This window comes from Corynebacterium sp. HMSC036E10, from assembly GCF_001836265.1.
Classification (GTDB): domain Bacteria; phylum Actinomycetota; class Actinomycetes; order Mycobacteriales; family Mycobacteriaceae; genus Corynebacterium; species Corynebacterium coyleae.
The window spans coordinates 1-22,724 of sequence record NZ_KV827977.1 but is presented as its reverse complement, the minus strand read 5'-3'; the positions used below and the strand labels follow the sequence as shown (position 1 = coordinate 22,724).

Annotated in this window: 25 protein-coding genes and 1 tRNA gene; 4 read left to right on the top strand and 22 right to left on the bottom strand. The window is 61.0% G+C overall.

The annotated features are described in order from the left end of the window. The first annotated feature begins 67 nt into the window (after positions 1-67). From HMPREF2736_RS04010 to HMPREF2736_RS04000, 3 genes are all read left to right on the top strand, one after another. The gene (locus HMPREF2736_RS04010) at positions 68-1,294 is read left to right on the top strand and encodes a bifunctional alpha/beta hydrolase/OsmC family protein (protein ID WP_083279529.1); all 1,227 of its coding nucleotides are present in this window, start codon (positions 68-70) and stop codon (positions 1,292-1,294) included. A gap of 86 nt (positions 1,295-1,380) precedes the next feature. After that, a complete protein-coding gene (locus HMPREF2736_RS04005) occupies positions 1,381-1,722 on the top strand; it encodes a YchJ family protein (protein ID WP_070828948.1) in 342 nt (113 codons plus the stop codon). An 81-nt stretch (positions 1,723-1,803) separates the two neighbouring features. Beyond that, positions 1,804-1,877: transfer RNA gene (locus HMPREF2736_RS04000), tRNA-Pro, on the top strand. 61 nt (positions 1,878-1,938) lie between these two features. Here HMPREF2736_RS04000 and HMPREF2736_RS03995 read toward each other — a convergent pair. The 3 genes from HMPREF2736_RS03995 to HMPREF2736_RS03985 all read right to left on the bottom strand — a co-directional run bounded on the left by HMPREF2736_RS03995 (position 1,939) and on the right by HMPREF2736_RS03985 (position 4,444). Beyond that, entirely contained in the window at positions 1,939-2,820 is an 882-nt protein-coding gene (locus HMPREF2736_RS03995; RefSeq protein ID WP_070828947.1) for a 3-hydroxyacyl-CoA dehydrogenase, read from the bottom strand. A 55-nt stretch (positions 2,821-2,875) separates the two neighbouring features. Further along, positions 2,876-3,412: a gamma carbonic anhydrase family protein gene (locus tag HMPREF2736_RS03990; protein ID WP_070451558.1), complete on the bottom strand. Its 537-nt coding sequence runs from the start codon at positions 3,410-3,412 to the stop codon at positions 2,876-2,878. 87 nt (positions 3,413-3,499) lie between these two features. Beyond that, complete coding sequence (locus HMPREF2736_RS03985) at positions 3,500-4,444, bottom strand: CE1 family esterase (RefSeq protein ID WP_083292056.1); 945 nt, start codon at positions 4,442-4,444, stop codon at positions 3,500-3,502. 46 nt (positions 4,445-4,490) lie between these two features. Between HMPREF2736_RS03985 and HMPREF2736_RS03980 the strand changes: the two genes are divergently transcribed. Further along, the gene (locus tag HMPREF2736_RS03980) at positions 4,491-5,273 is read left to right on the top strand and encodes a class I SAM-dependent methyltransferase (RefSeq protein WP_070570261.1); all 783 of its coding nucleotides are present in this window, start codon (positions 4,491-4,493) and stop codon (positions 5,271-5,273) included. Between the two features lie 9 nt (positions 5,274-5,282). On the opposite strand, the gene HMPREF2736_RS03975 is transcribed toward HMPREF2736_RS03980, so the two are convergent. The 19 genes from HMPREF2736_RS03975 to HMPREF2736_RS12525 form a co-directional block, all read right to left on the bottom strand. Next, positions 5,283-5,969 carry a CE1 family esterase gene (locus HMPREF2736_RS03975; RefSeq protein WP_070570258.1) on the bottom strand — a complete coding sequence of 229 codons (687 nt, stop codon included), beginning with the start codon at positions 5,967-5,969 and terminating at the stop codon, positions 5,283-5,285. 8 nt (positions 5,970-5,977) lie between these two features. Beyond that, a complete protein-coding gene (der, locus tag HMPREF2736_RS03970; protein ID WP_070816166.1) occupies positions 5,978-7,576 on the bottom strand; it encodes a ribosome biogenesis GTPase Der in 1,599 nt (532 codons plus the stop codon). After that, a complete protein-coding gene (cmk, locus tag HMPREF2736_RS03965) occupies positions 7,573-8,277 on the bottom strand; it encodes a (d)CMP kinase (RefSeq protein WP_070484761.1) in 705 nt (234 codons plus the stop codon). Before cmk ends, der begins: the two co-directional genes overlap by 4 nt. Beyond that, on the bottom strand, positions 8,277-9,206 hold the full coding sequence (locus tag HMPREF2736_RS03960; protein ID WP_070423219.1) for a pseudouridine synthase: 930 nt from the start codon (positions 9,204-9,206) through the stop codon (positions 8,277-8,279). Before HMPREF2736_RS03960 ends, cmk begins: the two co-directional genes overlap by 1 nt. Positions 9,207-9,251: 45 nt before the next feature. Then, on the bottom strand, positions 9,252-9,806 hold the full coding sequence (gene scpB / locus HMPREF2736_RS03955) for an SMC-Scp complex subunit ScpB (RefSeq protein ID WP_070423220.1): 555 nt from the start codon (positions 9,804-9,806) through the stop codon (positions 9,252-9,254). A gap of 36 nt (positions 9,807-9,842) precedes the next feature. After that, positions 9,843-10,661 carry a segregation and condensation protein A gene (locus HMPREF2736_RS03950; RefSeq protein WP_070423221.1) on the bottom strand — a complete coding sequence of 273 codons (819 nt, stop codon included), beginning with the start codon at positions 10,659-10,661 and terminating at the stop codon, positions 9,843-9,845. Then, on the bottom strand, positions 10,661-11,530 hold the full coding sequence (locus HMPREF2736_RS03945; RefSeq protein WP_070423222.1) for a ParA family protein: 870 nt from the start codon (positions 11,528-11,530) through the stop codon (positions 10,661-10,663). The genes HMPREF2736_RS03950 and HMPREF2736_RS03945 overlap by 1 nt, the downstream gene beginning before the upstream one ends. 61 nt (positions 11,531-11,591) lie before the next feature. Next, entirely contained in the window at positions 11,592-12,677 is a 1,086-nt protein-coding gene (locus HMPREF2736_RS03940) for a hypothetical protein (RefSeq protein WP_246822093.1), read from the bottom strand. A gap of 12 nt (positions 12,678-12,689) precedes the next feature. Continuing rightward, positions 12,690-13,610 carry a site-specific tyrosine recombinase XerD gene (xerD, locus tag HMPREF2736_RS03935; protein ID WP_070423223.1) on the bottom strand — a complete coding sequence of 307 codons (921 nt, stop codon included), beginning with the start codon at positions 13,608-13,610 and terminating at the stop codon, positions 12,690-12,692. Beyond that, complete coding sequence (locus HMPREF2736_RS03930; protein WP_070828946.1) at positions 13,611-14,258, bottom strand: NUDIX domain-containing protein; 648 nt, start codon at positions 14,256-14,258, stop codon at positions 13,611-13,613. It lies immediately after the preceding gene. Then, on the bottom strand, positions 14,255-15,109 hold the full coding sequence (locus tag HMPREF2736_RS03925) for a copper transporter (protein ID WP_083279531.1): 855 nt from the start codon (positions 15,107-15,109) through the stop codon (positions 14,255-14,257). Before HMPREF2736_RS03925 ends, HMPREF2736_RS03930 begins: the two co-directional genes overlap by 4 nt. Positions 15,110-15,112: 3 nt before the next feature. Then, positions 15,113-16,321: a putative cytokinetic ring protein SteA gene (gene steA / locus HMPREF2736_RS03920; protein WP_070828945.1), complete on the bottom strand. Its 1,209-nt coding sequence runs from the start codon at positions 16,319-16,321 to the stop codon at positions 15,113-15,115. A 40-nt stretch (positions 16,322-16,361) separates the two neighbouring features. Continuing rightward, entirely contained in the window at positions 16,362-18,092 is a 1,731-nt protein-coding gene (recN, locus tag HMPREF2736_RS03915; protein ID WP_070816161.1) for a DNA repair protein RecN, read from the bottom strand. 9 nt (positions 18,093-18,101) lie between these two features. Next, positions 18,102-19,040: an NAD kinase gene (locus HMPREF2736_RS03910; protein ID WP_070828944.1), complete on the bottom strand. Its 939-nt coding sequence runs from the start codon at positions 19,038-19,040 to the stop codon at positions 18,102-18,104. After that, positions 19,037-19,861, bottom strand: coding sequence for a TlyA family RNA methyltransferase (locus HMPREF2736_RS03905; protein ID WP_070423228.1), 825 nt, complete (start codon positions 19,859-19,861; stop codon positions 19,037-19,039). The genes HMPREF2736_RS03910 and HMPREF2736_RS03905 overlap by 4 nt, the downstream gene beginning before the upstream one ends. Further along, a complete protein-coding gene (locus HMPREF2736_RS12375) occupies positions 19,861-20,034 on the bottom strand; it encodes a hypothetical protein (RefSeq protein WP_168167619.1) in 174 nt (57 codons plus the stop codon). Before HMPREF2736_RS12375 ends, HMPREF2736_RS03905 begins: the two co-directional genes overlap by 1 nt. Position 20,035: 1 nt before the next feature. Continuing rightward, positions 20,036-21,019, bottom strand: a complete 984-nt coding sequence (locus tag HMPREF2736_RS03900; RefSeq protein WP_070828943.1) for an HAD-IIA family hydrolase — start codon at positions 21,017-21,019, stop codon at positions 20,036-20,038. A 3-nt stretch (positions 21,020-21,022) separates the two neighbouring features. Beyond that, positions 21,023-22,003, bottom strand: a complete 981-nt coding sequence (locus HMPREF2736_RS03895; RefSeq protein WP_083279532.1) for a hypothetical protein — start codon at positions 22,001-22,003, stop codon at positions 21,023-21,025. 507 nt (positions 22,004-22,510) lie between these two features. Further along, a partial coding sequence (locus tag HMPREF2736_RS12525) for a hypothetical protein (protein ID WP_210399440.1) occupies positions 22,511-22,724 on the bottom strand: 214 nt, incomplete at its 5' end.

Below are 22,724 nucleotides of genomic sequence, written 5' to 3'. Positions count from 1 at the left end.
GCCAACGTGCGAAATTGATGGTGACACGATTACGCTGATGGTCAAAATTAAGGAGGGAAGCCAAACCATGCTGTCTATGAACGTGAAAGTCCCCTCGTCAACGGGGAAAATGATGGCAGGCACCATCGACCGACCGGACGGGCCGGCCCAGGCATACGCGATCTTCGCGCACTGCTTCGCCGGGTCCCGCCACACGCCGGGCGCATCGCGCATTTCCAAGCGCCTGACCGAGCACGGCATTGCCACGCTTCGGTTCGACTTTCCGGGCCTCGGCCAGTCTGAAGGCGAATTCAAAGACACGTCGTTTTCGCAGAACGTCGACGACATCGTCGCCGCAGCGCAGTGGCTGGAGGAGAACTACAAGGCCCCGCAGCTGCTGATGGGCCACTCCCTCGGCGGCGCGGCTGCGCTGAAGGCAGCAACCCGCCCTGAGCTGAAGAAGATGCTCAAGGCGGTGGCCACTGTGGGCGCGCCGTTCGACCCCGCCCACTCGGTGCTGCACTACGCACATTCCATCGGCGACGCCGACATGCACGGCTCCGTCCCTGTCACCCTCGGCGGGCGCGAACTGATCATCTCGCGCGAATTCCTCGAAGACCTCGCAGAGACCAACCCAGAAGAATACCTGCCGAAGTTGCGCAAGCCGTTGCTCATCGTGCACTCGCCTATCGACGTCACCGTCGGTATCGACAACGCGCAGAATATTTTCACCAAGGCCCGCTACCCCAAGTCGCTTATGACGCTGGACAAGGCAGACCACCTACTCACCCGCGAAGGCACTGCACAACGCGCTGCAGACATCATCGGGTCCTGGGCCGTGCAATACCTCCAGCCACTGTTTGTGCCAGCGAAGACCACCGACGACAACGCGGTGTCCTACTCTGCCCGCGGCACGAAGTACGGCGACGTGGTGCGCACCTCTAACCGTGCCATCACCACGGACCGCTCGAAGAACACCGGAGGCAAGGGCCAGGGTGTCACCTCCACAGGCCTGTACATGTCCGCGCTCGCCGTGTCCTGCTCCCAGGCAGTGCGCGAGGCAGCCAAGGGCATGTCGCTTGACGACGTCCGCGTGGAAGTCAACCACAACGGCGACGGCACCTTCACCCGCCTGATCACCCTCTACGGCGACCTGACCGACGACCAGGTGGAAACCCTGCGCGCCGCCGGTGCCGCGTCCACTGTCGACGGCTACGTGGCCAAGAGCGAGATCGAAACAACTGCGGAGACCGCTTCGCTTGAGCGTCGCCGTCGCCAGAACCAACTGCACCGCGCAGAACGGTTGGGCAAGTAATGGCTGACGTTAAGGGCTCTGGGGGCGCTGCTGGCTCCGGTGACTTGTGGAGCGAAGTACGCGGGCTTTGCCGATGTGGGCTTGGCATGCCATATGAAGCCTGCTGCGGCCGCTACATCTCCGGTACTGCGAAAGCCCCCACCGCTGAGGCCCTCATGCGGTCGCGCTACACCGCCTTTGTCATCGGCGACGGTGACTACATCGCCCGCACCTGGGCACCGGAAAAGTTGCCCGCCGGCCTCGACGTGAATCCTGAAGGCGAGCCGTTTACCCGCCTGATCGTCCTGGAAACTGAAGGCGGCGGCCCCTTCGACGCCGAGGGTGTCGTGACCTTCGAAGCCCACTACCCCGGCGGTTCCCTCCGCGAGCGCTCCACCTTCGAACGGCGCGACGGCGCCTGGGTTTACGTCGACGGCGTAGTTCGGTGACCAGCCAGTTTTGGGCGCGTATGACAGTGTTGTAATATCGGGCGAGTTACGGTTTCAGCCTCGCGCTGAGCAGTAACGGATCGGGCTGTGGCGCAGTTTGGTAGCGCACCACACTGGGGGTGTGGGGGTCGCAGGTTCAAATCCTGTCAGTCCGACAAAACACCCCTGGGGCCGCTGCGATAAACGCCAGGCCCCAGGGGTATTTGCGACTGTAGGTTAAGACACGATCTTGCCGTTCGCGTCGTAGGTGTAGAAGCCCTGCCCAGCCTCCAGGCCGGTCCTACCTTCTGCGACCATCGGCTTCAGTGTCGTCTCAACGAAATCCTTCTGCCACTGCGGGGCATTCTCGTTGGACTCGATCACGGCGACCAAGGTGCGCACGCCGACGAGGTCCATGATCTCAATCGGCCCGCGCGGGGAGCCGGTGGAGTTGCACCAGTCGCGGTCGATGTCGACGGGGTCAGCGATGTCGTGGTGCAGCAGGTACATGCCGGCACTGAGCAGCGGCACCAGCAGGGTGTTCAGCACGTAGCCGGGCTGCTCGCGCTTGAGCGGGACCGGTACCATGTTGATCTGCTCCGCAAACTCCACGAGTTGGTCCACATACTTCGGGTCAGTGCCCTCGTGAGGCATGATCTCGGCGGTGTTCTGAATCCAGATGTGGTTGGCAAAGTGCAGTGCCAAGAAGCGCTCCGGCGCACCCGTCGCGTCCGCGAACTTGCTCGGCATGAGCGTCGACGTGTTGGTGGCAAAGACGGTGGTCGCCGGGGCGTACTGCCCCACTTCGGCCCACACCTTGCGCTTGAGCTCGAGGTTCTCCGGGATCGCCTCGATGACCAGGTCCGCGTTCGCTAGCGCTTCCTTAAGGTCCGAGGTCTGGGTGAGGTTTTCGTGCGCCGCCGCGATGGTTTCGTCGTTAGCGGACTCGAGCTCCGCCTTCATTTGCTCACCGATGGCGTCGAAACGCTGTTTGCCGGCCGCGAGGGCCTCCTCGTTAATGTCGTAGGACACTACCTTCTTGCCCGCGAAAGCAGAGCAAAAAGCGATCTGCGCGCCCAGGACACCTGCACCAAGTACTGTTACGTTATTGAATGTCATGCCCGTCACGTTAATCCTGTTTATGTGACTTTCACAGCAGTTCTAGTGTGAAGTTTTACGCAAGCGACGCCCGGTCCACCGCCATGAGACCTGTCGCTGCCCGCCGGCCCAGCTCCACGTAATACGCCGCGTGCCTCAACCGCGCCTCAAAGGTGTCCGACTCGAGTGCGCGCTTGACCTTTGCCGGCACACCTGCTGCAAGAGAGAACTCCGGCAACTGCTGCCCCTCCAGTACCACTGCCCCGCCGGCGATGATGCTGCCCTTGCCGATGCGCGACCGCGACAGCACCGTCGCATTCATCCCGATCAGGCAGCCTGGCTCGATATGGCAACCGTGGATCATCGCAAGGTGGCCAATCGTCACGTCCTCTTCGAGCACTGTCTCCCCATCCGTATCCACGTGCAGGACTGAGCCGTCTTGCACGTTCACACGTGCACCGATACGGATTGCGCCCACATCGCCACGGATGACCACGCCGGGCCAGATGTTGGCGTCCTCGCCTATCTCAACATCGCCGATAATCGTCGCCTCATCAGAGATGTACGCCGATGGATGAATCTTGGGGGTTTTGCCTTCGAAGCTATAGATCATGCGTTCCAGTGTGCCGGAATTGCCCAACGCGTGGCGCTGAAAAGTGCGTAACCGCGCCTGTTCGGGTGGTCGTCGTCAAGCAGTGCGCTACTGCTGCGTCGCCCGGCCGAGCCGGAAGAACTTCAGCATGGCGTCGGTGGCGAAGCCTTTCGGCACCGTCCCAGATGAGTCGCCGGCGCCGCCTGGCCACACGTGGGGGCCATTTTCGATGCGGTAGTGGGCAAGTTCGGCGTCGCAACCTGTCCACGCCTCGCGGATAACGCCAGGGGCTACCTCAATGTCTTCGTGGCGGGCGTCGCAGTGGTTGCGCGACGCGGACTCGTGAAGCATTTCCTCCACCGAGTTGTATGCCGTGGCGTGGCGTTGCCCGCCGTTGTAGGCAATGACATTGTCGCCCGTGCTGTGGAAATCGACGTGCATCATCGGTATCTGGGAACAGCCTGCAGAAACGCGTTGATAATAGGCGCCTGCAACCGTGGCAATGCCTGTGAATGCCTGTGGTCGTTGGCAACCCACAAACGCGGCGAAGCCCCCACCGTTTGAGAACCCCGCCGCAAAAATACGGGAGTGGTCGACCGAAAATTCGCCTTCGAGCGCGGCGAGGACGGCGTCCACAAACGCAAGGTCTTGTTGCCCAGAAGTCGAGGCGTACGGTGCAGGCGCCCAGGCAGAATCTTTGCCGTCGAGGTACGCCACAATGGCGTCTGCGGCATCGAGCCCGGAGTTTTTCCGGATCTTTTCGGCGTCTTCCTTATAGCCGTGGAACACGAAGATCACTGGCAGACGGTCACGCTGACGCGCTCCCGCAGGGGTAGAGACGATGTAGTCGCGCTTCAACCCACCTGCGGTGATGTTGCGATGTTCGCTGCCTGGTGGCCCCCATGGTTCGACCTCGCGCACGTCGTCCGCAGCGGGCAGTGCTTTGGTTGTTACCCCGGGTTCCTTGACGCTTCCGTCCCCTCCGGAGCAGCCGGTGAGTACGAGCAGGACTGTGGACAACGCCGCCGCGGTGACGGTTGAAACTTTGCCCATTACGTCTGCTGCTCCGGATAAAACACGACAGGTAGATTAGTGCATCATGCCAATAAGCGGAACACAGCCAGGTCCGAGCAAGAAGTCGCAGCCGACCTTTCGTGACCGCGCTCACCAACACACCGCGGCGAGTGCGTTTGTGCGCGATGCGGATCGCTACCACGACGCGCGTCCGTCGTATCCTCGTGAGGTTGCCGAGTTGTTCGACGGCGCCGATGTCGTGTGCGACGTCGGCGCCGGCACTGGGAAATTAACGCAGTTGCTTATCGACGACCACCGCACCGTCTATGCATGCGACCCCTCCCCCGACATGACGCGGGTACTCCATCACCAGTTGCCGGAGGTGCCTGTGTGGCGGGCGACGGCGGAAGCGACGGGGCTCGCGGACAATGCCGTCGATGCGATCGCGTGCGCACAGACCTGGCACTGGGTGGACCCGGCAGAGGCCAGTGCTGAGGCAGACCGCGTCATTCGCGATGGCGGATCTCTCGTTTTGTGTTGGAATACGCTCGCGGTACATCACCCTTGGGTGCTGCGGCTCAGCCGCATCATGCACTCGGGTGATGTGCAGCGCGAAGGCTTCTACCCCACCGTGCACGCCCCGTGGAAACTCGAACGGGAGGTCCGCACGGAGTGGGTCGATCAGATCCCAGTCGAACACTGCTTCGAGCTCATGGCCACACGCTCGTACTGGCTGAAAGCCTCCGAGCGCACCCGGGCAAAGATGGAGGCGAATCTGACGTGGTACCTCTACGAGCGCCTCGGGTTCGATGAGGGACAAATCATCCCGCTGCCCTACCGCACGGACGCGTTTGTGTACCGGCGATAGGGCGGGCTGCTAAAACAAGTCGGTCCGCTTCTCAATCCCGAAGAAGTGGAAGATCTCCTCGGTCACGTCGATGCCACGATGCGCAGCCCACGGTCCGGTAGGCCACTCGTGGCCCATGCCCTCCACTCGGTGGTGCAGGGTACGAGCCTTGTCGCCATTGCGACGCTCAAACGCGGCAACCACTTCGGGAGCGCCGAGAATGCCGTCCTCAGCGGGGCTGCCGTATCCCGGCCGGACCTCGCCGTTATATGGCACTACGTCGTCGTGGGTGCCGTGGATGTTGAGGTAGTCCACCGGCTCGGCTGCCTCGATCTGCGCCTCGGTGCAGCGCACAGCCGCAGACACAGAGGCAACACCCGCGAAGGTATCGCTGAGCGTCGACAAGTAGACCGCGAGACCGCCACCATTGGAGAAACCGACAGCATAAATGCGTTCGGGGTCGATGTCGAAGTGTTCGCTGGTTTGGGCGATGATGTCGTCGATACGCGCCTTGTCCTGCTCAATCGTGTTCAGCGCATACGGCGCAGGAGCCCACGCCAGACCGGCACCCGTCGGCGCAACGACCACTGCGTTGGCCTGCACGAGGCCGGTACCGCCGAGGAAGTTCCGCCCATTATCGCCACGACCGTGCAGCGCAACAATCAGGGGCAACGGCCCCTTCGGATCTGAGGGCGCGGAATAGACCGTCGAGTCCATAGTCCTGCCTACTTCTTTCCGCGACGCTCACGCACACGCACCGCGATGCGCACCGGAGTGCCGTGGTAGCCGAACTGCTCGCGGAACTTGCGCTCAAGGTAGCGGCGGTAACCGCCATCGAGGAAGCCCGTGGTGAACAGAATGATTGTCGGCGGGCGCGTCGTCGCCATGGTGGCAAAGAGCAGCTTGGGCAGACGGTTGTTCTTCATCGGAGGCGGGTTCGCGGCAATCGCCTCACGCAGCCAGTTGTTGAGCTGGCCGGTAGAGATGCGCTTGTCCCAGTTCTCCAGCGCTTCCTTCATCGCTGGCTCCAGGCGGTGCAGACCACGACCGGTGTCCGCGGAAATGTTGAGCTTGGTTACCCACTTCAACTGGCCCATGGTCAGGTCGAATTCGCGGTCGAACTCGTAACGACGATCCTCGTCCATCAGATCCCACTTGTTAAAGCAGATCACCATGGCCTTACCGGCTTCGAGCACCATCGAGATCACGCGCTGGTCCTGCTCGGAGATCTCCTGGGAGGCGTCGATGAGCACCACACACACTTCAGCGGCCTCGATCGTGCCGCGAGTGCGCAGTGATGCGTAGTACTCGTGGCCCTGGGCGTTCTTAACTTTCTTCCGCAGGCCGGCGGTATCGATGAACGTCCAAAGGTCCTCGTCCAACTGCACCAACTCGTCGACCGGGTCGACGGTGGTGCCGGCGACGTTGTCCACGACAGAGCGATTGGACTTGGTCAGCTTGTTCAGCAGGCTGGACTTGCCCACGTTCGGGCGGCCCACAAGTGCAACACGTCGCGGGCCCTGAGTGACCGACGCGGCAGCACGCGGAACCTCGGGGAAGTTGCGCAGGATCTCATCGAGCACGTCGGCACCGCCGCGGCCGTGCAGCGCAGAGACCGGCCACGGATCGCCAAGACCCAGCGAATAGAACTCGGCGACCTCGCCCCACTGACTGTCGGACTCAAACTTGTTTGCAACGAGGATGACAGGCACCTCAGCGCGCTGCAGGTTGCGGGCCATCACCATGTCTGTCTCGGTCACGGTGGTCTTTGCGTCGACAACCATGACGATGACGTCCGAGGTCTCCATGGCTGCCTCGGACTGGCGCGCGATCGAGGCGTGGATGCCCTTTGCGTCCGGGTCCCAGCCACCGGTGTCCTGCACCCAGAAACGACGTCCGTTCCACTCCGCCATGTAGCTCACACGGTCGCGGGTCACGCCGGGATGGTCCTCCACAACTGCTTCACGACGACCCAAGAACCGGTTTACCAGCGAAGACTTACCCACATTCGGGCGGCCCACGATAGACACCGTCGGCAACGCTTCCTTGACCACGTCCGGGCGGATGATGCCGTATTCGGCTTCGATTTCGGCCCATTCTTCGTCGGTGTAGTCGTCGGTCTCGTCGCCAGCATCGGTATCGTCGCCGAAGTCGGCCTCGCTGAACTCCGACTCATCGAAGTCCTCGAGGTCGTCGTAGTACTCAGCGTCGTCCGCATCGACCTCATAGGCTTCAAGGTCGTCGTAGCCAGAGGCATCGATGCCGGGTTGGATGAATTGAGTCTCCGGCTCGAGACCGTCTTCAATGTTCCTCTTGTCGCTCATCGTGCGCTCCTTTCCACCACGGCAGTCAGCGCAGCGAGCACCTCATCCGGGGTCATTTCAGACGTATCCACGATCTCGGCGTCGTCAGCGGGACGCAGCGGGCTGGTCTTGCGTGACGAGTCCGCCTCGTCGCGCCGCTTCACATCCGCCAACACTGCATCAAAGTCCACGTCACGGCCAGCGGCTACATCCTGATCGAAGCGACGCTTCGCACGTACTTCAGCGCTTGCCGTCATGTAGACCTTTGCCGGAGCATCCGGCAACACGACAGTGCCGATATCGCGGCCCTCCACGATCGCGCGGCCGGCCTCGCGGGCCAACTTGCGCTGCAGTTCCACAAGGTTCACGCGGACCTGCGGGATCGCAGAGACCGCAGAAACGTGCTGGGTGACTTCCGGTCCTCGGATCTCGCGGGCAACATCCTCACCTGCAAACAACACTGCGGTGGAATCCGGATCGTCGGATACCTCAAGCGGCAGATCAGCGGTCGCTTCGATCACCGCATCCGTATCAACCGGGTCGACACCAGCGCGCAAGACGGCCAGGGTGGCAACGCGGTACATCGCACCCGTATCCACATACTTCGCGTCGAGCTTCTTCGCTAACGCGCGACACATCGTAGATTTACCGGTGCCGGACGGGCCGTCCACTGCGAGAATCAGCCCGCCGTCAGCCAAGTTGGAAATCTTCTGGTCTGCCATTACATCCCCACCGCCTTGTACAGCGACGCAAGCTCGGAGGAATTGAGCGCACGCATCATGCCTGGCTTCATCTCGCCGAGCTGGACCGTGTGGAACTTGGTGCGAACCAGTCGTTGCACCGGGAAGCCAGCTTCCTTCAGCATGCGGCGCACAATGTGCTTACGGCCTTCGTGGAGCTCCACTCGGATGATCGACTGCCCATTGTGGACATCCACGATCTGAGCGTAGTCGGCCTTCGCGGGGCCGTCGTCAAGCTCAATGCCCTCCTTGAGCTGCTTGACCAGCGCATTGTTCGCCTCACCCAGGACAGTGGCCATGTAGGTCTTCGACACCTCGTACTTCGGGTGCATCAGACGATTCGCCAGTTCACCGTCGTTGGTCAACAGCAACAGGCCCTCCGTGTTGGCGTCGAGGCGTCCCACGTGGAACAGACGCTGACCCGCGGCGGTGCGCTCCGAAAGGTAGGAGCCGACCGAGGTGCGGTCAAGCTCATCCTTCATCGTCGAGTGCACGCCACGCGGCTTGTTAAACACGAAGTATTCGTGCTCCTCGTTGACGTTGATGCGCTCCCCGTCCACGCGGATGATGTCCACGTTCGGGTTAACACGCATGCCTTGCACGTTGACGATCTTGCCGTTGACCTCAATGCGGCCCTGGTCGATCATGGCCTCTGCGTGACGACGAGACGCCACACCTGCCTGCGCCAACACCTTCTGCAGACGGATCCCCTCAGTTTTGCGGGTCTTATCCTGCGGGTTGTCGTCCCACCAGTTGTCATCCAGCGGGTGGGGCTCATTCTTCGCGGCATTTGCGCGTCGCTTGTCCAAACGGACATTCTGCTTCTTTGCCGGCTTCGCGTACGAGATGTAGAACGTTTCGTCCTTCTCGGGCTTGTCCGGTGTGCCGTCTCGGCGAGCGGGAGGAGTCATGTTTCCTCAATTCCTTTTCAGTCGTATGCGGTTTTTGGGCCGATCCTACCAGGCATCTTCGATTGCATCGATGTCCGGAAGCAGTGGCGCAAGGTCAGGAAGGCGCTCAAGCGAGTCAATGCCCAGAAGTTCGAGGAACAGCTCCGTCGTCACATAGCGGTGTGCGCCAGATTCTTGCTCAGGATCAACCTCCGCAATCAAGCCGCGCAGCGCAAGGGTGCGCATGACGCCATCAACATTGACCCCGCGCACTCCGGCAACCTGCGAGCGCGTCACCGGCTGGCGGTAAGCAACCACTGCGAGCGTCTCCATTGCCGCGCGCGAGAGTTTCTTCTGCGTGCCGTCGAGCAAGAACGCCTCGACCGCATCGGCATTTTCGGGCCGGGTATACAGCCGCCAGCCCTCTGCGGTCTCACGCAAATCAATGCCACTGCCACGGGTGTCGAGTTCTCGCGACCACGCGCGAAGGTGATCCGACACTTCCGCAGTCGTTGCTCCGAGCGCACCCGCGAGGTCCTCCACAGACACCGGCGTATCGACGACCAACAGCACCGACTCAATCCGCGAACGCAACTGCGCAACCATCGGCATGTCTTCCATACCGCCGAAGTGTAGCTGCCGGTACTGAATCGGCGCCTAGTTCCAGTTCGACGCCGCAACGACCGCCGGATCGACCTCAAGCCCGGTCCAGGACACGTCAAGTTGGCCAAGCGCTTCGGGCTGCTCTGTTTCCACCGCTCGGGCCTTGTACAACTCCAGCAGGGCGAGGAACCGGCCGACCACCTCCATGGACCTCGTGCAATCGCGTGTCAGTGCGGCGAACGTCATCCAGGTACCTGAGCCGGCGAGCTTGAGTGTATCCAGGATCTTGCCCGCCTGCTCAGGCACGGACACAGCAACGGCGTGCAGGTGGTCGGTGCGTACTTCCTCCGGTGGTTTCGGGCGAAATACGCTGGCTGCCAGTTCCGCGAAACTCGCCGCTGTATGGCCGAGTTCCACCGGAGGCAAAAGGTCCACGAACCGGGGCTCCATGGATACGGCACGCGGGTGTCGTCGATTAGCAGATGCTTGCCACGTAGCAAACTGGTCAGCAACCTGCTGATATGCACGGTACTGCAGAAGACGTGCGAACAGGAGGTCCCGGGCCTCCAGAAGGTCGTAGTCTTCCTCCAGGTCATGATCACCACGTGGCAACAGCCGCGCAGTCTTCATGTCCAACAAGGTGGCCGCGACCACGAGGAACTCAGTGACCTCGTCAAGCGACTCCGTCTGCCCCAACGCACGGGTATACGCAATGAACTCGTCGGTCACCTCGGCGAGCGCAACCTCGGTCACGTCGAGTTTCTTCGCCTGAATCAAGCTGAGCAGCAGATCAAACGGCCCCTCGAAGTTATTCAGCGCGAGGGTAAAGCCCGTGATCTCCGGCTGGGGGTACTGCTCAGGTGCCTGGGCCACTAGCTAGTGCGCTCCAACACCTCAAGGGCCAGATTGCGGTACTGTTCCGCACCTTGCGAGTTGGGAGCCCACGTAATAATCGGCTCACCCGCGACCGATGTCTCCGGGAAACGCACGGTACGGGTAATCACGGTGTCGAAGACGCGGTCGCCGAACACCTCAACTACACGATCCATGACCTCACGGGCGTGGGTCGTGCGACGATCAAACATAGTGACAAGGATGCCCACGATGTCCAGGTCGAAGTTGATGCGGTCGCGCACCTTTTCCACGGTATCGGTGAGCAGCGCGAGACCTCGGAGCGAGAAGTACTCACACTCCATGGGGATGATCACGCCCTGCGAGCACGCCAACGCATTCACAGTGAGCAAACCGAGCGACGGGCCACAGTCCAGGATGATGAAGTCGTACTCCCCGCGCACCGGGCGCAGCGCACGAGCTAGCGTGTGCTCGCGGCCGACTTCGTTGACCAGTTGGATTTCAGCCGCAGACAGGTCAATATTCGCGGGTACCAGATCAAGCCCGGACACGTTTGAGCGCTTGATCGCCGCGTGAATGCTGGCAGTGTTGTCAAACAGCAAGTCGTAGACCGTGACCTGATCCTCCTCATAGGACACACCAAGGCCAGCGGAGAGTGCACCCTGCGGGTCGAGGTCTACCAGTAGCACCTTGCGCCCTTGCTCTGCCAAGCATGCACCGAGATTGATAGTGGACGTGGTCTTACCCACGCCGCCCTTTTGGTTCACCATCGAGATGATGGTTGCGGGACCGTGCCGCTCAAGCTCCTTCGGCTTGGCAAACTCACGCCACGGCCGACCCGTCAAAAACGTCTTCTGGTCAGCCGCGTCAAACAGCGCCTCGTCCGCCATGGCCGATCCTTCCCTCGATCACGTCTAAACCCTTGACTGCAGTCATCTTACAACGCTGTGATTAGACCTGCCCACGGCTTCGCTTCCGAAGGAAGATAATCAGCAGCGCAAGTGCCGCGATAAGCGCACCACCACCAATGATGAGCGGGACAAGATCACCTACCGACGAACCCGAGTCAACGCTATCGCCTTGACCTTTGTTGTCTGCTCCCGCATACGGGTTTTCTTCATCCGTTTCGGCAGCCTGCTCAACCGGAGCATTCGTCGACGTAATCACCGCGACAAACGTCGCCGCGCCGTTCTCCACGACCTCCATAATGAACGGGTTGTCAGGCGTCTCGCCTTCCGGGTACGTCAGCGTCAACGTGCGCCCTGCGACGTTCACGTCACGCTTGACCCCTTCGATGATGTTGCCGTTGACATCGAGGTAACGCAGTTTCGCATTCGACGAGTCGTAGTTGGCGTATTTCATCAAATCGCGCGCCTTGCTCAGGGGCACTTTGACGACGATCTCGTTGCCGTGAATCTCTCCCTCGAAATCGAGGCGCTTCGCATCCGCGGTGTCCGCCTTTTCCGCTGGCTTACGCTCAGGGCGATTGACGGCGCCGCTGCCACTGCCTGCACCCGCACCGGATCCGCCGTTCGGGGCTTCACCGTTTGCGTCGCCACCGCCGTTTGCGCCACCGCCACCGTTGTCTTCGGAGTGGCCTCCACCACCGTGGTGCTCGGTGTTTTCTCCAGCGCCACCGCCCGCAATTTCGTCTGCATCAGTTGCCTGTCCGCCGCCCACAGCGACGAGGTTAACTGTCGCCGTGTAACCGCCGGCGCTCGCAGGCACTGCTGCGGTCGCGCCCTCTTCCGCTGGAGCGGTCACCGACACCGACGTGCCATTGGATGTGACCACCCAGCCGCCTGCGGAGTAATTCACATCCACCGGCACGCCCACATCAACCGTCGTCGTCTGCCCCGCAGGCACGGTGATCTCCGAGGGAATCATGTTCGCCATTGCATCCGGGCTTAGCCCGCCCGGGATCTGCGCCGAGGCAGGGTGTGCTCCCACACCTCCGCCAAGCCCCACGGCAAGCAGCAGGGCTGCCGGAACCGCAAGTGTTGCGCGACGTGCTCGTGCAAATGTGTACTCACTCATAAGCGTAAAAGCTTACGCACGTGGATGCGAACTACGCCAAACCTCGCGCAGGCTATCTGCTGTGACATGTGTGTAAATCTGCGTAGTCGTCACTGAAGCGTGCCCCAACAATTCCTGCACGGAGCGCACATCTGCGCCACCTTCCAGCAGATGCGTGGCAAACGAGTGCCGGAGCGTGTGCGGGGAGATCTCTTTGTCTATCCCCGCACGCTCCGCAGCCTGCTTGATTACAGTCCAGGCGCTCTGGCGAGTTAAGGCTCCACCGCGCCTATTCAAGAACAACGCGTGTGACTTCCCGGTGGCGAATACGGGTCTGCCTCGCACGAGGTACGCCTCGATCGCATCTTGTGCATGCCGGCCGAGCGGGACGAGGCGCTGCTTACTTCCCTTGCCAGTCACGGTCAGAATGCCTTCAGTATCTATTGCGGCTGTCGCATCATCGACGCTCAGATCAAGCACCTCAGAAACTCGCGCACCTGTGGCGTATAGCGTTTCCAACAGCGCCTTGTCGCGTAGGCCGAGGGGCTGTTCGGTCGGGCAGGCATCGAGAAGCGTCGCCACCTCCCCAATGCTCAAAGTGTCGGGTAGCTTCTCGCCAGCTGACGGTGGGGAAACTTCGGCAGCGGTATCTGCCGGCAATACGCCTTCTTCTACGCCAAAGCGGTGCAAGCCTCGGGCGACAGTCAGCGCACGCGCAGCCGAAGATGCCGCGAGGGGGCGTGCGCCGTCCACCCCGCGGCGCAAGTCAGCAACGTACGCCTCTACATCGGTGGCACTGACTGTTGCCAAGTCGCTTTTCCCAGCGGCTGCCAACCATCGTGTGTACCGGTTGACGTCGCGGGTGTAGTTACTCAACGTGTGAGGGGAGACTCCCCGCTCAACAGCGAGATGCTGCAACCAGCGCGCAGCTAGTTCGTCGGCTTTTACCGCCATCTAGATGCGCTTCATATCCGGCACGATGCCACGCTCGGCTCGCCGCTTCGGCAGCGATTGCGGGCGCAACTCGAATGGCTCCGACACATCACGTGACTGCGCTTTACCCTCTGCGACACGGCAAGCAGCCAAAATGCCGCCCACGGCGATTGAGTTCACAATCTCGCCTCGAAGCACCATTTGTGCGGCCTCGCTCAGTGGCACCCACCGAAAGTCCATGTCGGCTTCTTCGTCCTCGGCGTCCGGGCGTTCCACCTCGCGCAGTTGCTTTGCGACGAATACCCGCACCGCCTCTTCCGCAAACCCCGGAGACGTCACCAAATCCACCAGCACGCCCCACTGCTCAGCCTCGAGACCGGCTTCCTCAACCAGTTCGCGCTTCGCACATACCAACTCGTCTTCTTCGTACATGTCCAGAAGCCCCGCAGGCAGTTCAAGCAGCCGCTTGCCTACGCTGTGCCGGTACTGCTCGACGAGCGCGACGCGCCCGTCGTCGTCAAGTGCAACTACTGCCACTGCGCCGAAATGCTCGACGATCTCACGGTTAACTGGCTTGCCACCCGGCATGACCACACTGTCGCGGCGCACAGCGATGATTGGGGCGTCGATCAGTACCTCGGAGGACTCGACGGTAAATTCGTGGCTCACTCTGCCACCGCCAGCACTGAAGAAATCCTGCCGGACTCGTAGCTCACGTTGCCTACCGTTGTCACGCCGCGCAGTTCCTTTGGCGCGATGTCTTGACTAGTCAGCACGGTTTTGCCTGCATGGCCAAGTGCTTCCGCAAGGTCCTGCACCAGCTTCGCACCAAAGTCTCCGCCGGCGTCACCGGAGGCGCCATCCACAATCACGACAGCCTCCGCGGGCACGATCTCACCTTTCGTCTCGACGAAACCGGATTGTTGCAGCGTGTCAATTACGATTTTGCGATCCGAAGCCTGTGCTGGCGCTTCCTTCGTCTCAGGGTCGATCAACATAATCGACGCCAACGACTCACCCGCATGGGTGCCCGGTGAACGGTTCTCCACGCTCAACTGCGCACCGGACGGCAACGTCGACGCAATCACCGTGGACAACTCGTCGGCAGAGTTTTGCGACGTAAACTTCTCTGTCAATTTCAACTCACCAGCATCGGAAGCGCCCGCCGCGTTGAGCAGCCACCGCACGGAATCAACATCGATATCGGCGGCCGTATGCGTACGCACGATAGCGACCGGCACCTCTTTGAGCGCTCCAGAGACGATGGACACCGACTCACTGCCCAGAAGAGCATCGGCAGCATCAAGCCGCTGCTGCGCTTCGCTGCTTTCCTTTGTCGGTTCCTCGGCTCCATCACCATTCGCGTTCCGGTCGATGTCGCTGAGAAACGCACCATTGAACAGATCCGGGCCGCCAGGAATAGCCGGCGCGAGTACCGAGGCCCCCAACACCACGCCGAGAGCTAACCCCCAACACAGACCAGCAGTGACAAGCCCACCCGTCCCTTTTTGCTTTCCCACGGTTTACTCCCCTTCCCCTGCCGGAATCCAGCCGCGCACCGTGTTGGCAACTGTGTCCCAGGTATTGACCAGGTTGTCGGCGAACGTCCCATTTCCGCCAAGCCCAACGACGAGAATGACGGCGGCAGCAGCGACCAGCAGGCCGAGTAACGCCCAGGCCCATGCGACACCGCTGGTGGATTCGACTGCGTAAAGATTCTCAATAACCGTAGAATCAACAACCTTGCGGCCGGCCTTCAAGCGAGCAAGCAACGCAGCCGGATCGGCATTCGCCGGGTCCGTGAGCATCCCGTCCAACTCCACCGGCTCGCCTACGGTGACAATCGTCTCCGCATCATGGAACGCAGCAAGCAAGATCGCGAGGTCTGTCGGCGAATCAGTCGCTGTTGGGAACGTCATCGCACCCACACCCAAATCTTGGATACGCTCCAAGCCAGGCGCATAACCGTCTGGGTCAGCCGGCAGAATCACCCGTGCTTCAGAACGCAAGTTCTCCGACGCGACATCCGCGGGGTCACCGACAATGAAATCAGCGACATAACCCATCTCTGCCAGCGTGTTCGCGGCGCTTCCCACACCAATGATGACCGGGGTGTACTCCCGCATAAAGTTGCGGATGCCTGTCAGACGGCGCCGCGTGTCATCTCCTGGAGAGACAACAACGACCTTGCGGTCCGCCATCGCGTCGCCAAGTTCGGGTGCGCCGACACCGTCGATAAGCAACGGCGCTTCCGAGTGGATGAACTCGATGGTGTTGCCGAAATAGGCTTCCATGTTCTCCACGAGACCTTGCTGTGCCTCAGCGAAGGAGTTGTCCACCTGCTCACGTGTGACACGCTGTGCAACACCGACGTCTTTCCTTCCGACGGTGATCGTCCCCTCTGGCGTGACCGTGACCTTCTTGCCGTCGCGGGTCTTCTCGCGAACTGCTGCGTCGGCCACTTCGAAGATCGGAACGTTGGCGTCGAGAAGCAAATGCGGACCGAACGTCGGTAAGGATCCAGTGCTGTACGGCGCAAGATTGATCACCGCAGCAGGACGGCGGGCAATGAGCTGCTCTGCTAAACGACGCTGCATGTCCGGCGCATCCACAATCGCAATATCGCCCTCATGCAGGCGAGCAAGGCCTTTGCCCTGCGGTGTGCAGTCGCGCAGCGTACCGCGCAATTCCTGCGCGGGCGCTTCCCCAGTTCCAACAGTCATAGCGACCATTGTGCAACGTTGACCTGCCAGAACTGTGGAGGCGCGCGGGCTACGTCCGCATTTCCTCCACTTCGCGCTGCGCACGCTTGAACAATTCTGCCGCGTGGGCACGCCCTGTATCCGAATCATCAAGGCCCGCCATCATGCGCGCGAGCTCCTCAATCCGCTGCTCGTCAGTCAGATTGCCCACACCCGACGTCACCGCCTCGTCGCCCACGTCCTTTGACACATGCAGGTGCGTGTTCGCATACGCCGCAACCTGGGGCAAGTGCGTAACGACGATGACCTGATGCCTCAACGCCAACCTCGCCAAACGGCGCCCAATCTCCACCGCAGCACGTCCACCGACACCAGCGTCCACCTCATCAAAGACCAGCGTGCCGCCCGCAGACGACTCCGAAAGGATCACCTCAAGTGCCAGCATGACTCGTGAGAGCTCACCACCAGATGCGCTCGTGGCCAACGGCTTTGGCTCCAACGCGCTGTTCGGTGCGAGCGTGATCTCCACAGCGTCCGCACCATCGCGGCCAAACTTGGCCTCCGCCAGCTCGACGCGCAGCTGCGCCTTCGGCATGGCAAGCCCGTGAAGCTCTTCCGTCACCGCCTCCCCGAGGTTTTTGGCAGCCTTGTTGCGTGCCTTGGTCAACGCTGCCGCTCGCTTTTTTAGTTCGGCTTCAAGATCAGCAACGCGGCGCTTCAGCTCGTCGATAGCTTCTTCTGACGTATCAATCTTGCTCAGCCGTTTCCCGGCCTTCTCTCGCCACGCCAACACACCCGCGATGTCCGGAGCATATTTTCGTGTGAGCCCCTTGAGTTCCTGTTGGCGCTGCAGAAGGCGCTCTAGCTCATCCGGGTCGGTCGGAAGATCTGCGGTGAAACTACCGAGTTCCGCAGACACATCCGCAAGCACACCGGCGACCTCCCCGAGGCGCACACCAAGCTCCCGTAACTCCTCGTCACTAGCTCCTACCAACGCCGCCTGCGCCCTGCCAACAAGGTCTGATGCAGCTTCTTCCGCCTCTGCGCTGTAGCCGCCGACGGCTTCAGCACCATCAATTGCCACCAGCGCGGTCTGGGCGGCCTCACGCAGCGCATCAACATCCTGAAGACGGTTAATGGTTGCAACGAGATCGGCATCTTCGCCGTCTACGGGTGCAACTGCGTCGATTTCCTCAATTGCAAACCGCAGCCGGTCCATCTCCTGTGCCAACTCAAGGCGTTTCTCGGTGCGGTCCTTCAGATCTTTCGATGCCTCGCGCCACTGGACATAAACATCGCGATAGGAGGAGAGCTTCTGAGCGATCGCCGGGTCGAACCGGTCCAACGCCGCCAGCTGCTGTTCCGGCGCGAGAAGCCTCAACTGGTCGTTCTGGCCATGAATCGTGAGCAGATGCCCGGCAAGATCACCCAGTGTCGCGGCCGGAACCTTTCGGCCTCCTAGGTGAGCGCTCGATCGCCCCGTCGCTTTCACAGCACGTGAGACGACGTATTCGCCGTTTTCATCAGGCCCTGCACCAGCGCCCTCTGCAATCGCATGCACGGCGGACAATGTCGATTCCGGCAGATCTGCGATGCTGAGCGCGCCTTCAACCACAGCTTCCTGCGCCCCGGTTCGCACTCGGGAGGCATCAGCGCGGCCTCCTGTCAGCAGCCGCAAGCCGGTGACAACCATGGTCTTACCTGCACCGGTTTCACCGGTGAGCACCGTCAACCCAGGAGCAAGCTCCGCCGAGGCATGACGGATCACGCCCAAGTTAGAAATCGCGATCTCTGCGAGCACTCTGCCTCCTTACGCATCAACGCCGCGTACACCACGACCCGTCCGCGGGCCGCGCCAGCCGGACACCGGCAGCCGGAACTTATCCACCAGCCTGTCGGTGAACGGTTTGTCGTCCAAGCGTACCCACCGCACCGGACGCGACCCCCTACTTACTTCAACCCTCGAACCAGGAGGCACCGGGATGCGACGGAACCCATCCATTACCGCCATGGCACTCGACGTCGTGTGTTCTGACTCCACAGCAACCGTCGAGCGCGGCGAGACAACAAGTGGCTTTGCAAACAACGCATGTGCGTTATTCGGCACCACCAGCAACGCATCGAGTTCTGGCCACATCACCGGACCGCCAGCAGAAAACGCATAGGCTGTGGATCCGGTCGGTGTGGCCACCAGTACGCCATCGCAGCCAAACGACGACACAGGCCGAAAATCAACCTCCAACGTGGCATCAAGCACCCGTGTACGATCCAGATTCTCCACGCTGCATTCATTCAGCGCCCAATCCGTCCCGACGACCTGCCCCTCTTGGTCGATGACTGCCACGTCGATGGTCATTCTGTCGACAACGCGGTACGTCTTATCGACGACCTGCCTCACCGACTCCTCAAGACTCTCCGCGTCACCTTCTGCGAGGAACCCGACATGTCCGAGGTTGACTCCCAACACCGGAATATCCTGCGCCCGGGCATGCTCTGCGGCGCGCAGAAATGTTCCATCTCCGCCGAGCACCAGCACCAGCTCGCAGCCAAGCGCCGCATTGTCGTCAGCAGCGGCACGTGTCAGCCCACTGAGCACCGGATGCGTCTCAATCGCATCCATCTGTTCCTGTTCAAGCAACCGCACCGTAATGCGGGCTTCCTGGAGCATCTCCGCAGCCCTCGCTGCGGACGCGATATTCGACTCGCGGAACAAGTGCGGAACCAACAAGATCTCACGCTCAGCCGTCATTGCGGCCCCTCCTTCACGGCCTTTTGGACTGCGGCGGCGAGGGAATCGTCGTCAAGCATTGCCTCGCCTCCATCCTTTACAAGCCACAGGAAGTACTCCACGTTACCGCTCGGCCCTGGCAGAGGCGACGCAGCCACCCCACGCACGCTGAGCCCCAGCCCCTGTGCGAACTGGGCGACATCCACAGTGACTTCTTCGCGCAACTCCTGTGAACGGACAACGCCACCAGAGCCTAAACGGTCCTTGCCAACCTCAAATTGAGGCTTGACCATCGGCAACAAGTCAGCGCCATCCTCAAGACATTCCACCAGTGCCGGCAACACCAGCTTCAACGAGATGAAAGACAGGTCCCCGACCATCAGGTCCGCGAGTCCACCCATCATGTCCGGCGTCAGGTTTCGGATATTCGTCCGATCGAGCACCCGCACCCGCGGATCGTTCTGCAAGCGCCACACGAGCTGACCGTAGCCAACGTCCACGGCAACAACCTCACGTGCGCCGTTTCTGAGCAACACGTCTGTAAACCCACCTGTCGACGCGCCAGCATCCAGCGCCCTACGCCCTTCGACGCTCAGGCCACGTGGCCCGAAGGCTTCCAGTGCGCCAAGTAACTTGTGCGCGCCACGAGACGCCCAGTCATCAATGTCCTCGACATTGACGCGTATCGACGCCTCTGGCTCTACCACTGTCGCCGGCTTCGACGCCACAAACCCACCGACCTCGACACGGCCCTCCTTGATCCACGTTTGAGCCTGCTCGCGCGAACGTGCAATCTTGCGGCGCACAAGCTCTGCATCCAAACGCCTCCGTTTGGGCGGCATTAGCTGTTCCTTTCTTGCAACGCATGCCCCAGTACCGCATGCGCGCGCGTCAGTGCGTCAACCTCATCGGCAAGCGATTCAGTATCTTCCGCGAGAATCGCTTCAAACTGTGACGTGACCTCCTCAGGCGTCGTATGCGGCGCCCGCGGATCCCTGGGCATGGCTGGCTTCATGTCACCACCACTGAGCTGTAGCAGCTTCAGCAGCCTCTGAGTTGGGCCGCACAAACTCCGGTGGAGTCTCCATATGCCACGCGACCTCCAAAACCGTGCGCAGGGCCTGAATCGGTGTCGCACCATCCTTGCCGTAGCTCAAAATGATGTCGTTACCGTCGATTCGCGCAGCGAAACCGCCCTGCGGTCCCGGGAGCAAAACCTCTGGGTTCTCGTTGAGTCCGCGCATATCCTCCGCAATAAACGTCGGTCGCTGCTCCTTGGGCGCCTCCATAAGCGCCAACGGGCCAGAAACACCGGTAAGCACGTGCAGCGACGGAATCCCCGCCGCAACGCCACCTGCAATATCAGTATCTAGCCTGTCTCCCACGGCAAGCGGACGCTTCGCATTCATGCGTTCAGAAGCCTGAATGAACATCGCCGGCCCCGGCTTGCCCGCGCTTTCCGGAGTCACACCTGTCGCCGATGTCACCGCAGCAACCATCGAACCATTGCCGATCATCAACCCACGCTCCATTGGCAAAGACGTATCCAGGTTTGACGCAAGATAGATTGCGCCCCGCTGAATTGCCAACGCAGCTTCCGACAACTGCACCCAACCGGTCCCCGGGTTGTGGCCGTGCAGCACCGCCTTCGGATTCGCATCTGCACTATCGACGACGACGTAACCCGCATCGTCGACAAGCTGCTTAAACGACGGCGCGCCAACCACAAGAACAGGATCTCCGGGGACGAGGTGCGCCTCAGCCATCGACAACGCAGCCTGTGCTGAAGTGATCACATCCTCGGTCTTCGTATCGAGGCCAATCTTGCCCAGCATCGCAGCCACATCCGCTGCGCTACGCGACGCATTGTTCGTCACATACATAGCCGGAATCCCCGACGCCGTAATGGCCTCTACAGCGTTTGGAATCGCCACTCCGCCATTCCACACAGTGCCGTCGAGGTCAAGCAGGAGAGCGTCGTAGTTATCCTTCAGCGCCATTGTCTAGTCCAATTCTGCGGCGCGCTCCGCCGCATCCGTGAAACCATCCGTATCAATCTTCGCAGCGTGTTCAAACCACGTCTTGGCCTCACCACGCTGGCCAGTCGCAAGAAGGGCATCAGCATATGCGTAGGAAAGACGCACTTGCTCAAATCCCTGCGAATCCAAAGAAGGATTCATGCGCTGCAGCGTCGCAAGTGCAGAATCGTGCTGACCGAGATCATGGCGTGCGCCGGCAAGCACAATCGCCAATTCGATCTTCCCCGCTTCGTCCAATTCATTAGCTTCAGGGCTACGACCAAGTTCAAGCGCCTTCTGAGGTCGGCCCAATCCACGCTCCGCATCAGCCATCACAGCTAGCAGCCCCGGGCCACCAGACATCCGCCGCGCCGCACGAAGTTCTGAAAGCGCTTCCTTCCACTCACCAGCGCGATATGCAACTACGCCAGCAGTCTCACGGACAACGCCGACACGACCAGCACGGTTCTTTGCGGCGCGGGCGTGCTCAAGTGCGAGCTTCGGATCGTCTTCCAGGAGATCAGTAGCCATCAGCATGTGCTGTGCAACGCGTTCCGCATTGTCCTTGGAAAGCACCTTGAGATCCTGCAGCACAGACGGGTCAAGGTCGTTAATATCCAGGCCCGACGGCAAGTCAGGTTCGCGCTCCTTCTGCGCCATCCGTTCCTCGCGGTATCCCTCACGATATGGGTTCGAGCGATCGTGGCGGACACGGTTGTCCTGCCCGCCGTGGCCCGGGCGGCCGCCCTTACCGTGGGGCTTGCCACGGCCGCGGCCACCACCGTGACCGCCGCGTTTATTGTCGCCGCGTGCTCCACCGTAGCGATCCTCGCGACGTCCGCGCTCTCCGTCGCCAAATTCACGACGACCACGAGACTGCCCGCGGTTATTCCTACCGCGACGGTCTCCGCCACCACCATAAGAACGTTGACGTCCCTGGTTATCTCCGTTGCCGGCCTCTGCCATGGAATCCCTCCAATTCGTATCCAAGCCATTATAGGGATGCTCAACACAGTTATGCTGATCCCCCTCAGCCGAGCGGACTTGGCGAGCATTCGACTCCGTAATGGGCTACCGGAGATTCGTTCTCCGCATTGCGGTTACGTCCCTCTCCTGGCTGTGCTGTATGCAAAACCCGACGTCATATCTTTCGCTGACTTGGGCAGAGTGTAAAACGCCGCGGCCGTGAAGCTTCATTTTGCATTTACGACTGTGTGCTGGTGGCTTTAGTCGAGTCTTCGGTGGCGTGAAGTCGCTTCGCTCTGCATTGCGGACAAGTGGGTGGACACCAACTATTTCCTTGTATCGGCTGGGCTACTTTTCCAAGAGCGCTGACAAGAGCGCAATCAAGCACCGTGGGAACCGACTCTGCATTGCGGACTAACGGGTACATCCCAACGACTATGCAGTGGCATAGTGACGCCCGCACTGTTTCTGATTCTGCATTGCGGACTAGTGGGTGGACCCCAACGACTATGCGGTGGCATAGTGAGACAAGTCAGCATCCACTATGCGGCGGCATAGTGACGCCTGCTGCGTTTCTGGTTTTGTATTGCGGTCTGGTGGGTGTGCACCAATGTTGCTGTTGTCGGCGACAACAATCATGTGGGTATACGTGAAAACACCCAAAGTGCAACGTGGGTGTTGTACTTTGGGTGTTTGTGTGTGAAGTTGTTGGGTCGGCGGT